Source organism: Ancylobacter sp. IITR112, from assembly GCF_041415945.1.
Classification (GTDB): Bacteria; Pseudomonadota; Alphaproteobacteria; order Rhizobiales; family Xanthobacteraceae; genus Ancylobacter.
On sequence record NZ_JBGCUS010000003.1, the window covers coordinates 50,396 to 62,442 of the forward strand.

General features: G+C 67.7%; 12 protein-coding genes. 7 read left to right on the top strand and 5 right to left on the bottom strand.

Annotated elements, in window-relative coordinates; translation table 11 throughout:
* Positions 1-23 precede the first annotated feature (23 nt).
* From AAC979_RS22635 to AAC979_RS22645, 3 genes are read left to right on the top strand one after another with little or no spacing between them, the layout of a single operon-like run.
* Complete coding sequence (locus AAC979_RS22635) at positions 24-485, top strand: mobile mystery protein A (RefSeq protein WP_371349338.1); 462 nt, start codon at positions 24-26, stop codon at positions 483-485.
* Entirely contained in the window at positions 482-1,078 is a 597-nt protein-coding gene (locus tag AAC979_RS22640) for a mobile mystery protein B (RefSeq protein ID WP_371349339.1), read from the top strand. The genes AAC979_RS22635 and AAC979_RS22640 overlap by 4 nt, the downstream gene beginning before the upstream one ends.
* A gap of 46 nt (positions 1,079-1,124) precedes the next feature.
* Positions 1,125-1,766, top strand: a complete 642-nt coding sequence (locus AAC979_RS22645) for a VOC family protein (RefSeq protein ID WP_371349340.1) — start codon at positions 1,125-1,127, stop codon at positions 1,764-1,766.
* Positions 1,767-1,844: 78 nt separating this feature from the next.
* On the opposite strand, the gene AAC979_RS22650 is transcribed toward AAC979_RS22645, so the two are convergent.
* The 4 genes from AAC979_RS22650 to traA are packed head-to-tail and all read right to left on the bottom strand — an operon-like array spanning position 1,845 to position 7,449.
* Complete coding sequence (locus AAC979_RS22650; protein WP_371349341.1) at positions 1,845-2,450, bottom strand: TraH family protein; 606 nt, start codon at positions 2,448-2,450, stop codon at positions 1,845-1,847.
* A gap of 13 nt (positions 2,451-2,463) precedes the next feature.
* Positions 2,464-3,603, bottom strand: a complete 1,140-nt coding sequence (locus tag AAC979_RS22655; protein WP_371349351.1) for a conjugal transfer protein TraB — start codon at positions 3,601-3,603, stop codon at positions 2,464-2,466.
* Between the two features lie 16 nt (positions 3,604-3,619).
* On the bottom strand, positions 3,620-4,150 hold the full coding sequence (gene traF, locus AAC979_RS22660) for a conjugative transfer signal peptidase TraF (RefSeq protein ID WP_371349342.1): 531 nt from the start codon (positions 4,148-4,150) through the stop codon (positions 3,620-3,622).
* Positions 4,147-7,449, bottom strand: coding sequence for a Ti-type conjugative transfer relaxase TraA (gene traA, locus AAC979_RS22665; RefSeq protein ID WP_371349352.1), 3,303 nt, complete (start codon positions 7,447-7,449; stop codon positions 4,147-4,149). The genes traF and traA overlap by 4 nt, the downstream gene beginning before the upstream one ends.
* Before the next feature lie 253 nt (positions 7,450-7,702).
* Between traA and traC the strand changes: the two genes are divergently transcribed.
* Genes traC through AAC979_RS22685 form a run of 4 tightly spaced genes read left to right on the top strand, consistent with a single transcriptional unit; the run spans position 7,703 to position 11,336 of the window.
* A complete protein-coding gene (gene traC, locus AAC979_RS22670) occupies positions 7,703-7,999 on the top strand; it encodes a conjugal transfer protein TraC (RefSeq protein WP_371349343.1) in 297 nt (98 codons plus the stop codon).
* Between the two features lie 4 nt (positions 8,000-8,003).
* Positions 8,004-8,219, top strand: coding sequence for a type IV conjugative transfer system coupling protein TraD (traD, locus tag AAC979_RS22675; protein ID WP_371349344.1), 216 nt, complete (start codon positions 8,004-8,006; stop codon positions 8,217-8,219).
* The gene (traG, locus tag AAC979_RS22680) at positions 8,212-10,143 is read left to right on the top strand and encodes a Ti-type conjugative transfer system protein TraG (protein ID WP_371349345.1); all 1,932 of its coding nucleotides are present in this window, start codon (positions 8,212-8,214) and stop codon (positions 10,141-10,143) included. Before traD ends, traG begins: the two co-directional genes overlap by 8 nt.
* Positions 10,140-11,336, top strand: a complete 1,197-nt coding sequence (locus tag AAC979_RS22685; protein WP_371349346.1) for a DUF1173 domain-containing protein — start codon at positions 10,140-10,142, stop codon at positions 11,334-11,336. Before traG ends, AAC979_RS22685 begins: the two co-directional genes overlap by 4 nt.
* A gap of 107 nt (positions 11,337-11,443) precedes the next feature.
* Here AAC979_RS22685 and AAC979_RS22690 read toward each other — a convergent pair whose 3' ends face one another.
* Positions 11,444-11,950 (bottom strand): hypothetical protein, encoded by a 507-nt coding sequence (locus AAC979_RS22690; protein ID WP_371349257.1) that lies wholly within the window; start codon positions 11,948-11,950, stop codon positions 11,444-11,446.
* Positions 11,951-12,047: the final 97 nt, after the last annotated feature.

The window sequence follows — 12,047 nt, forward strand, 5'->3', positions numbered from 1 at the left end:
AGAGTGTGAAATAAGGTCCTACTATGAGAACGGACATCCGCCAGAAGGCTAGGCAGCGGCTCGACGAACGATTGCTGGCGCTGAAGCCGACCGATCGCTTTCAGGTTCCGCCCAAGGGCTGGATCAGGGCGATCCGCGAGGCCTTGGGCATGACCGGGGTGCAGTTCGCCCGGCGGCTCAATGTGAAGCCGCAGAGCATCGACGCGTTGGAGAAGTCCGAGGCCAATGGCGCGATCAAGATCGAGACGCTGCGCCGGGCGGCCGAGGCGCTGGATTGCACGCTCGTCTATGCCCTCGTGCCCAACAGCACGCTCGAGGACGCGGTGCGGGTGCGCGCGCGCAAGATCGCCCTGCGCGATCTCGGCCGGGTCGCACACACGATGAGGCTGGAGGCGCAGGGTACGGCTGACGCCGATCTGGAGGCACGGATCGATGCCTATATCCGCGACACGCTGCGCGATCGTGATCTTTGGGAACAGCCATGACAGACCTGTTCCAAGAGCCCGACGATGCGACGCCCCTGACGCCGGCGGAGCGCGAAGGGCTGCGGCAGGCCTGGATCACGCATCGCCGCGATCTCAACGAAGCCGAGCAGGAGAACATCGTGCTGGGCGCGGCCTGGGCGCGACGCCAGCGGCGCCTGCGGGCCGCCGAGCTTCTCGACGAAGGCTTCGTGCGCACGCTGCATCGGCGTATGCTCGGCGATGTGTGGAGCTGGGCCGGCGCCTATCGCCAGACCGAGCGCAACATCGGCGTCGCGCCCTATCGCATCGCGCCCGATCTTGCCGCCCTGCTGGACGATGCGCGCTATTGGGTCGAGCACCAGACCTACCCGGCTGACGAAATCGCCGTTCGGTTTCACCATCGAATGGTCTCGATCCATCCCTTTCCGAACGGGAACGGCCGCCATGCGCGGCTCATGGCCGACCTGCTGGTCGAGAAGTTGGGCCGCGAGAGCTGCAGTTGGGGCGGCGGCAGCCTCGCCGACGTCGGCGAGCTCCGCGCACGCTACGTCGCGGCCCTCCAGGCCGCAGACGCTCACGATATCGCACCGTTGCTGGTCTTCGCGCGATCCTAATGACGCCGTCGGGCGAGGTGGAGCCAAGCGACAACGTGAACGAGGGATGATGCTGAAGCTCGACCATCTGACAATCATCGCACCATCCCTTGAGGCTGGCGCAGCTCATGTCCGCGATCAGCTCGGGATTGACATGCCAACGGGCGGCAAGCATCCCCTGATGGGGACACACAACCTTCTTCTGCGCCTGAGCAACGCGGTCTTCCTGGAGGTGATCGCAGTCGATCCTACAGCGGATCGCCCTGACAGGCCTCGCTGGTTCGGACCGGACAATGCTGATGCCGTTCAGTCGGCCTGGGACGATGGCCGCCGACTTCGGGGATGGGTCGTACAAGCAAGCGATCTCGATGCTGTACTCGCGCAGCATGGCCCCACGCTTGGACGGAAGACGCGCCTCTCGCGCGGCGATCGAACGTGGCTATTCGCCGTTCCGCCTGACGGTTCGCTGCCCGTCGACGGCATCGCGCCATCGGCCATGGACTGGGAGGAGCGGGGAAGCCCTGCACCTACGATGCCGGAATTCGGCACAAGCCTGCTTTCGTTCCAGATCGAGCATCCCGACCCCGGCCGGGTGAGCAAGCTCTATGCGAGATTGGGCGTGGTCAATCCATCGGAGGTCCGAAAGGGCGACCAATTCTGTTATCGCGCGCTGATCAACACACCCACCGGCGTGAATGAGCTCAACTGATCGGCGAAGCTGCCCGCGTTGCTGGGCACCTTGGTCCGCGAAAACACGTCCGCACCATCCGCGAGTCAGGAACGGTGATCAGTCTTTTGGTGGAGATCTGCCACCGATTCCCGAGAGATCGATGCGGATGCCCGCCTTGTTGGGATCACCAGCTTCGGGTTTCGCCTGTCCCGTCGCCTCGGGTGCGGTCGGGTCTGTCGCGGGCCCCTTTTCGGTCGCCGGAACGGCGACTTTCACATCGCCGGGATCGGGTTCGCTGAATATCGCCCTTCCCTCAAAGCTTCCCGTCTGCCACGCATCGATCGCGTCGTCGAAGGCCTCGTCGACCGCGTTGCCGTACCATTTGGTGACGATCCGGTAGACCTTGGCGAAGAGCTTCGTCCCCATGCGGATGTTGGCGCAGGCGTCGACCAGATCGGGCTTCAGCTCCGATACTTCGGTCACGCCCACCCCCGCCGGATATTGCGTGACGCCGACGCGCACGACGGCCTTTCCGACATGCTGGCGGACAAGAGCGATGGCCTCGTCCGCGGTGCCCGGCCGCGGCACCAGCACGACGCGGGTGCCGGATCGGACGGTGACCGCCAGCGGATCGGGCGAGCCCGCCTTTGCGATGAACGTCTCGACGATCGCCGGCTTCAGGCCGGGATCGGCGCATTGCTGGATGAGTGCGGCGTCTATCATAAGAACTCCCTGTTCATCGGTTGAAGGCGGTGACGAGCGGCAAGCCGAAGAGACGTGCCCAGGCGAGCGTGCTGGCGTTCTGGATGGCCACGATCGAAGTGCCAGCGGTCCACCAGCCATTGCCAGTGGCGACGATCGCGTCCGGCCGGTGCAGCATCGACTGCAGGATGGGCCAGATGACGAGCTGCTCGTAGCAGATCAGCGGCGCGATCCGCCGGCCGGCGAGCTCGACGATCGGGTTGGCGAGGAGATGCGCCCTCGCCCCTCCATCCTGTCCCAGCCAACGGCGCCAAGGCTGCCACATGGAGACCGGAACCGGCATGCGCTCGCGATAAAGGATGCTGGCCTCCTGCGCCGAGATCTCGACGAGAACATTGTCGTAGCCCTGCCGATCGACGAGAGCGGCCCCGGCGACCACGACGAGGTCGCTGCCGCTGAGCGCGTTGCGCCAGAGCTGCTCGACGCTCGGCGTCCAGAATCCGAGAGCGCTTTCGGGGAGCACGACGATCCTACCGCCCTGCCCTTCGGCCCGCATGACCGAAGCGATCAGGTCGCGCTGCCGTTCGAGCGTGCCGTCGCGTCCGAGGCTCTGGCCCATATCCAGATCGACACCCCGGAATCCATCGGGGAGCGTCGGCGCCTGCCATGAGCCGGCCGACCACAGCCAGACCCCGCCGAGCACAATGGCGGCGATCGGCCAGGCTCGGGTCGTCATCGCGGTGAGCCCGACCACGGCGGCCGCAAGTCCCAGCCAGCCCCATCCGGGAAACAGCACGCCGGCGGCGGTCAGGGGGTGCGCCCAACCGACGATCCCGAAGGGCGGTACCGCCATCAGAGCCGCCGCCAGCACGAACCGGACCGCCCTGCCTCCTCCCGGCCGGCTCGTCCAGAGCAACCCGTGGACGGCGACGAAGGCGAGCGATGCGACAAGCCAGAGGAACAGGCCCGGGCCAAGGTCGGCGCCGTAGAAGTTGGCGACTCCCTGCGGCAGACCCCGCGAGGCCGCCAGGAAGTAAGCCGCCGCGACCAGCGCCGCGACGAAGCGGCTGCGCGCCAAGGCCCACAGCGTCGGGAACAGCATCGCGAGCGGCAGCGTCAACGGATCCCCAATCCAGCCGATGACGCCGACCAGCGCGGCGATCACGATCAGCACCACGCCCCGCGCCATGTCACGGCTCGAAGGTGAGGAGCGGATGGGCGCGACCGAGCAGGCCGCTGGCCGGGATCGGCCCGAAATAGCGTGAGTCATAGGAGCCCGCGAAATCGGAGTGAAGGAACAGCGAACCGTAGGAGACTGGCCCGCCCGCGAAGGCCGTGAGCTCCCTGCCCGCGGCGTCGGTCCGCCGAAGATCGGAATGAGGAAGCGGATGGCCGTCGATCGAGACGCCGGCACCGATGGCGATCGTCTGTCCTTCCGTCGCCACGACCGTCTTGATCAGCGGGCTGAACCAGCCTCGACAGAGCCCACGGCCGAGATAGCCGCGCTCGCGCGCCATGCGGAACGCGGCGCTGTCGGGCGGGCAGATGAAGACGAGATCGCCTACGGCGGGCGGCCCACCGAGCGGCTCGATCCGCCAGAGGCCGAGCGGATAGCTGCGCGTCAGATTGATGCGCAGTCCGGCGAACCAGGCGATGCTGGCCAGCATGATGAGAGACGAAATCGCGGCCGGGAGGACGACGATGATGCGCCGGCGCCTCATTGTTTCATCACCGGCGTCTGGCGCTGCGTCTGGCGCAGGTTCTCCGACTGCTTCAGGGTCGCTGCTGTGCGTTCATGGGCGGCGAGCTGCTGCGCGGTCCTCATGGTCGGCCAGGCCTCGGCGAGCTTCTGCCGCTCGCCCGGAGCAAGCCCGTCGGCCGCCTCGTCGAAGATCTTGCCGGAGGGTTCGCGCGCGGCATTGGTGAGCAGCGTGCGCTCGCCGAACCGCTCCGCGATGGCCTTGTTGAAACCGTCGATCTCTGTCTTCGCCTCGCGGTTGGAGATCGCGTAACCGAGGGCTGCCGGCAGGTCGTTGCGGTCGATGGCGTCGCGGACCCGCTCGAGCACGCGATGCGCCGCCGGCGACAAGGCCGGGATGTCGATCGAGACGCGATGGCGCATCGTCTGCTCCTCGGCCTGGAGCTTCTGCACGGCGGCCTCGCGCAGGTTGAGATAGCGTTCGATGTCCCGCTTCAGCGCGGGGACATTGAGCTCGGCGATGCGCCGGTCCTCGCGATCGGCCTTGCCGGCGAGAAGCCCGGTCCTGCCCTTCAGGGGACCGAGCGCCTGCGGCTCCGACACCAGCCGGTCCAGCGTCGTCTTCGCTGCGGCGCGATCCGACAGAACCGCGTCGAAATTCATGGCGCGGAATGCCGTCTCCGGATCGGCGAAGACATAGCGGAAGCGGGTCGAGACCTCGTCCCACTGCTTGGTGACGGCGGGATCGGCGCGCAGCTTCTCCTCGACCGTGTCCTGGATCGATTTGGTGAACGCGGTGACGCCGGCGACCATCGCTGCGGCCTCCTTCGGGCTAGGTGTCTGATGGGGATCGAACAGGCCGAGACGCGCGCCGACGCCGCGCAGGCGCTGGGCGAGATCGGCGAGCCTCGCACTCTGCCGGACCGACCAGTCGAGGCGGTCGCGCAGCAGCGTGCGGGCGACCTTGACGATGTGCAGGCCGCGGTTCTCGGCGAAGCGGAGCGCCTGCCGGTAGAGCGTCCCACGCTCATAGTCGAGCGTGGTCTCCTTGGCGTTGCGCCGGGACAGAACCTTGGCGAGGCCGCCATTGAAGGAGAAGGAGCGGCGCCCGTAATAGAGCGCCATGTCCTCGCGGTGCCGGGTCAGCGCGACATAGGTCAGGTGGCGGTCGAGCGAGAGCGAGGCGAGCACTTTCACGCGGTCGACGGTGGCGCCCTGGGCCTTGTGGATCGTGGTGGCGTAGCCGTGGTCGAGATTGCGATAGAGGTGCTGATCTACCGTGACCTGACGCCGCTGATCCCCCTCGCCGATCGTCGCGACGATGCGGTTCGGTGCGGCCTCGACCACCTTGCCGATCATGCCGTTCTTCACGCCGAGGGCGCTGTCGTTCTTCAGGAAGACGATCTGGTCCCCCGCATCGAACTTGCGGGCGCCGTCCTCGGTGCGGAACGCGTGACCCTCACCAACGAGGCCGCGTTCGACGAGCTTATCGCGCGCCATCGTGTTCAGCATCCGCACGTCGCGGCGCAGATGCGCGAGGATCAGCGAGCTCCTGGCGGGATCATAGTCCCGGTTCCAGTCCGCGATCAGACTGGCGACGGCTTCGGCCTTCAGAACCGAGCCGAGCACCCTGCCCTGCTGCTGATAGGCGGAGAGCGCCTCGGCGATCCGGCCGCGCGCCAGGTCCATCGAGGCGGCGCGCATCCATTGCTCGCGCTGACGATAGATGGTCTCGAGCTCGGCATAGCCGATGCGCTCGACGATGGCGCGGAACGCCGCCCCCGCCTCGATCGGCTGCAGCTGCTCGGGATCGCCCACCAGCACCAGCTTGGCGCCAGCCTTCACCGCCGCTTCGACCAAGCGCGCCATCTGCTTGGAGGCGACCATGCCGGCCTCGTCGAGCACGAGCACGGTGTCCGCGGCGAGCGTGTCCCTGCCCTGCTTCCAGCGCAGCTCCCAGGACGCCAGCGTGCGGCTCGCGATGCCCGCTTCCTTCTCGAGGCCCTCGGCCGCCTTGCCCGCGAGCGCCGCGCCGACGACACGGTAGCCAGCGAGCTCCCAGGCCTCCCGCGCCGCCTTCATCATGGTGGTCTTGCCGGCGCCGGCGCGTCCGACCACGGCCGCAATCCCGCCCGGTTTCGTCACATGCTCGATCGCCGTGCGCTGCTCGTCCGACAGCCGCTCATGGCGGGCGAACACCTGCTCCAGAGCGCGCTCGCGAACGCCATGCGACCCGTGCTCCGACAGCCAGATCGCCTGGCGCGCCATCCTCGCCTCGAGGCGGATGAGCTCGCGCGTCGTATAGCGCGCCGGCAATCTCTCGCCGGTGGCGAAGTCGACGCTCTCGCGCTCGATGCGCAGGAGCTCCGGCCTCTGGAGGATGCGGGCCATCAGCTGCTGGAAGGTGCCGGCATCGTCGACATAGCGGTGCAGCACCTTGGCGATGTCGCGGTGATCGAAGACGCTCTTCTCCGACGTCAGCAGGTCGAGCACGATCTCCGGGCGATTCAGGATTCGCCGGCGGTTTTCGGCGCGTTGCGTCTCGAACAGCGCCAGCCGTTCGAGGTCTGCGGCCTCGCCGTTTTCTGCAGACTTGCGCTGGATCGCCTTGGCGCCGACGCCGATATGCGTGGTCGGCACCAGGTCGATGCCGCGCTCGGCATAGGAGCGCCCGTCGACGCGGATCTCCAGGCCGGCGAGCGCCAGATGCTGGTTCTGCAGGTCGAGCCAGCCATTGCGCTGCTCCAGGAACTCGGTCTTCTCGCCCGACCAGAGCCGGTAGACGATCTTGCCGGCCCTGTTGCGCAGCACCTCGCCGTCCTCGCCGATGACGGGGATACGCTTCGGGCCGAAGCCGTCCTCGGTCAGTGGCCGCAACGTCGTCATCAGGTGGACGTGCGGATTGCCCGGCTCGTCGTGATACACCCAGTCGGCCACCTGCCCGCGCGCCAGCACCTGCTCGAGCACGAACTGGCGCATCAGGGCGATGTTCTGCTCCTGGGACAGCTCCACGGGCAGCGCGATGATGAACTCGCGGGCGAACTGCGCGTCCTCGCGCTTTTCGAACGCCTCGACCCGGTTCCAGAACGCCTCGACGGCGCCGGCGACGGAACGGTCGGCGATCAGCGCCCTCGCCCATTCCGGCGCGTCAGCCGGCAGAAGGAATTCCTCATGGGCGAGATTGCGCTTGTTGGAATAGTCGACCGTGCGCGCCTCCGCCTCGTACTCCATCCGCGCGCAATGGCGATACGCGGCCGACAGCACGGCGCTGCGGCCATTCCCGCGTCCGATGAGCTGGGGCGTGAAATGCGTGATCGCCACGGTGACGGCGTCTCCCATCGAGGCCTCGAACGGCGTGTTCGTCGGGAGAGGCCGGCCCCGCCAGGGCCGGAGCAGCACGTCGCGCCAGCGACGTATTACTGCGCCGTTGGAAGCCGCTCCTTCGGAACGGCCGGGATGATCTCAAGCGGCGTCGGCTTCGCCGACTAGCTTTTTTACTAGTCGCCGCTGGCGCTCATCCGGGGAAAGCTGGGCCTCAATCCAGCAGAAACCGGACAGCGGAAGGTCGACCGGAATGAAGAAGCCGTCACGACAGATCAGGGAGGAAATCGCCAGGCTGCAGGATCAACTGCGCCAGGCCGAGACGCGCGAAGCCGAGCTCATCGGCCGGATCGCGCTGAAGGCCGGTCTCGGCGAGATCGAGATCGAGGAGACGGCGCTGCTCTCGGCCTTCGAGGAGGTGGCGAAACGGTTTCGCGACGGCACCGACGCGTCGACCGGGAGAAGGAGCGTTGCTGGCCGGCAGCCAAATGGCGAGGCGTCCACGACGCTCGCAGTTGGCGCGGCTCCGAGCAGCGATCGCGAGGCTTGAGCGCATGCACCGGTCGAGCTCATCGGACGCCCGCAAGAAGGACACGCGCGAGAAGATCGAGCTCGGCGGGCTGATCGTGAAAGCTGGGCTGCGCTACGAGAAGCGCGCCGTGCTGCTCGGCCTGCTCGTCGATGGACATCGCCGGATCGGCGAGGACGATGGCGAGCGTGCGCGGCTCAGCGCCATCGGCGCGGAAGCCTTCGGGCGCGATCATGAATAAGGTGCTATTGGCCGGGCTGCATGCGGCGATCATGATCGCCGTGGCGATCGCGACGACCGGCGCCGAGCACTGGCTGGCGGGCTTCGGCAAGACCGAGTCTGCGCGGCTGATGCTCGGCCGTGCCGGGCTTGCGCTCCCCTACGTGCTGTCGGCCGGGGTTGGCGTGATCCTGCTCTTCGCGGCGGCCGGCGCGATCGCCATCCGGGCGGTCGGATGGGGCGTCGTGACCGGGAGCGCGGCCGTCATCGGCATCGCCACTATCCGCGAAGGCGCGCGCCTCGCCGCTCTCGCGGGCCGCGTGCCGGCGGGGCAATCTGTGCTCGCCTATGCCGATCCGGGAACGATGATCGGCGCGGCGATCACGCTCGTCTGCGCGATGTTCGCGCTGCGTGTCGTCATCAAGGGAAACGGCGCTTTCGCCGCGGCGTCTCCGCGCCGGATCAAGGGCCGGCGCGCGATCCATGGCGAGACCGACTGGATGCGGATGGAAGCGGCCGGCAAGCTGTTCGGCAATGCCGGCGGCATCGTCATCGGCGAGCGTTACCGGGTCGATCGCGATTCCGTCGCCGGCAACGCGTTCCGCGCCGACAGCCGCGACAGCTGGGGTGCCGGCGGACGCTCGCCGCTGCTCTGCTTCGACGGCTCGTTCGGCTCCTCGCACGGCATCGTCTTCGCCGGCTCGGGCGGCTTCAAGACGACGTCGGTGACGATTCCCTCGGCGTTGAAATGGGGCGGCGGCCTCGTGGTGCTCGACCCCTCCTCGGAGGTCGCGCCGATGGTGATCGGCCATCGGCGCAAGGCGGGCCGCAAGGTGGTGGTGCTCGACCCGGCCGATGCCGCCACCGGCTTCAACGCGCTCGACTGGATCGGCCGTTTCGGCGGGACGAAGGAAGAGGACATCGTCGCGGTCGCGACCTGGGTGATGACCGATAGCGCGCGGCAGGCTTCGGCGCGCGACGACTTCTTTCGCGCCTCGGCAATGCAGCTTCTGACGGCGCTGATCGCGGATGTCTGCCTGTCGGGTCATACGGAAAAGAAGGACCAGACGCTCCGGCAGGTCCGCGCCAATCTCTCGGAGCCGGAGCCGAAGCTGCGCGAGCGGCTGACCCGGATCTATGAGCAGTCGGGATCGGACTTCGTGAAGGAGAATGTCGCGGTCTTCGTCAACATGACGCCGGAGACCTTTTCCGGCGTCTACGCAAATGCGGTCAAGGAGACGCACTGGCTGTCCTATCCGAACTATGCCGCGCTCGTCTCGGGCGACAGCTTCGCCACCGACGAACTCGCCGACGGCGGGACCGACATCTTCATCGCGCTCGACCTGAAGGTGCTGGAGGCGCATCCGGGACTCGCCCGGGTCATCATCGGCGCGCTGATGAACGCGATCTACAACCGCAATGGCGAGGTGAAGGACCGCACGCTGTTCCTGCTCGACGAGGTCGCGCGGCTCGGCTTCCTGCGCATCCTGGAGACCGCCCGCGATGCCGGCCGCAAATACGGCATCACCATGACGCTGCTGTTCCAGTCAATCGGCCAGATGCGCGAGGCGTATGGCGGCCGCGACGCCACCTCGAAATGGTTCGAGTCGGCGTCGTGGATCAGCTTCGCCGCGATCAACGATCCCGAGACCGCCGACTACATCTCGCGGCGCTGCGGCGACACTACGGTGGAGGTCGATCAGCTCAGCCGCTCGTCACAGATGTCGGGCGCGTCGCGGACGCGCTCCAAGCAGCTGGCGCGCCGCCCGCTGATCCTGCCGCACGAGGTCCTGCGCATGCGGGCCGACGAGCAGATCGTGTTCACCGCCGGCAATCCGCCGCTGCGCTGCGGGCGCGCCATCTGGTTCCGCCGCGAGGACATGAGAAGCTGCGTCGGCGAAAACAGGTTCCACCGGAAAGAGGCGGTGCAGGGAGGAGCGCTGTGAGACGGCTGCGCATCGGCGATAGCGAGGTGGAGGACGCCTCCGGCGACTTCGCGGTGCGGCTGGCGGACGCATTTGCGCGCCGCGAACATCCGCTGTGCCTGTGCCAGCCGGAGGGCGTGCCGATGTATGTCGCGCGCGCGGGCGGGCGCCATGTGCTGAAGCGGATGCCGGGCAGCGGACCGCGGCACGATCCCGACTGCGATTCCTACGAGCCGCCGCATGCGCTCTCCGGCCTCGGCGCCGTCGACGGCGAGGCGATCGTCGAGAACGCCGAGGATGGCGTCACCCTGCTCAAGCTGGATTTCAGCCTGTCGAAGCAGGCCGGGCGGACGGCGCCGACGCCGCGGGAGGCGATCGATGCCGGCGCGGTGAAGACCGACGGTTCGCGCCTCTCGCTGCGCGCCCTGCTGCACTACCTGTGGGAGCAGGCCGAGTTCAATCGCTGGCGACCGGCGATGACCGGACGGCGCAATTGGGCGGTGCTGCGCAAGTTTCTGCTCGAGGCGTCCGAGGGCAAGACCGCGAAGGGCAAGGCGCTCGGGGACGTCCTGTTCATTCCCGAAATGTTCGACGCCGATCGCGACGCCGCGATCGCGCAGCGGCGCGAGACCTTCCTGAGCCGCGCGTTGAAGGCAGACGGAAAGCGGCGGTCCCTCGCCCTGCTGATCGGGGAGGTGAAGGAGGTCGCGCCGGCGCGCTTCGGCTACCGGCTCGTAATCAAACATCTCCCGCGCTTCCCCTTCATGCTGAACGAGGACGCGCACCGGAGGATCAACGCGGTGTTCGCCCCCGAGCTGGCGCTGTGGGACGCGACGGCGGATTCGCATCTGATCGCCATCGCCACCTTCGGCATCGATACTGCCGGCATCGCCTCGATCGAGTCGATCGCGCTCATGGTCGTGACCGATCGCTGGCTGCCGTTCGAGAATCGCTACGAGGCGGCGCTGATCGACGCGCTGGCGAAGCGCGGCGCGAGCTTCGTCAAGAGCCTGCGCTACAACATGCCGGCAGCGCAGCCGATGGCCTCCGCGGTGCTGCGCCAGGACGGCGCGACGCCGCTCGGCATGTATATCGTGCCCGACGAGGCGGGAACGGACTATCGCGAGAAGCTCGACGAGCTGATCGCCGAGAGCGGCATCGCATCGTGGATCTGGAGCATCGGCGACGGCGCCATGCCGGAGCTTCCGGCATGAGTGGATCGCGCGCGGCCCCAGTACGAACGCGCGAGGTTCGATCGGGCCCGCCGCGCCCTCGGCCGGGGCGAGAACGAGAGGCGGCCATGCCGCCTCTCGTCTGCGGCTCAAAAGCCGCTCGGCTCCAGCGCGCCGGAGCCGTAGACGATGCGCCGGGCGTGGAAGCTCACGCCGGTCTCGCAGGCGATCTGGTCAATGATCTGGCGCAGGCCGCAAAGGCTGTGGTCGCTGACCTCGTGCAGCGACGGGCCGGATTCGGCGAGCGGGTACCAGCGCTTCGTGCGGGGATCGAAGATCTCCTGCGTCGCCAGATCGATGTCGAGATGATCGAGAAGCGGCTGCGCTTGCCCGATCCAGCGGTGCTCGAACTCCGCCTCGATCCAATAGAGGTTTTCGGCGGCGTGCTCGGCGCGCGTCGGATCGGCGCCGCCTTGCAGGTAGCGCTTCGCTTCGACCGCGCGTGTCATCAGCTCGATCAGCTCGCCGAGCTTGGCGACGAGCCGGTCGTGAGCGCAGCGCGCGAGATTGTTGTCGCAGGCGACACGATTGATTCTTGCGGTGAGCCTGAAGCCGTTCAGGCGCGTGAACAGCGAGAGATAGTCGATGTCGGACATGAGATGTCTCCTTTCGGTCTGACGGAAGGAGGCCGCACCGTAGCCGCGAGGGGTCAGGGATCGCGAAGCGACCGCCAGCGGCGGCGAGCAAGGGTGC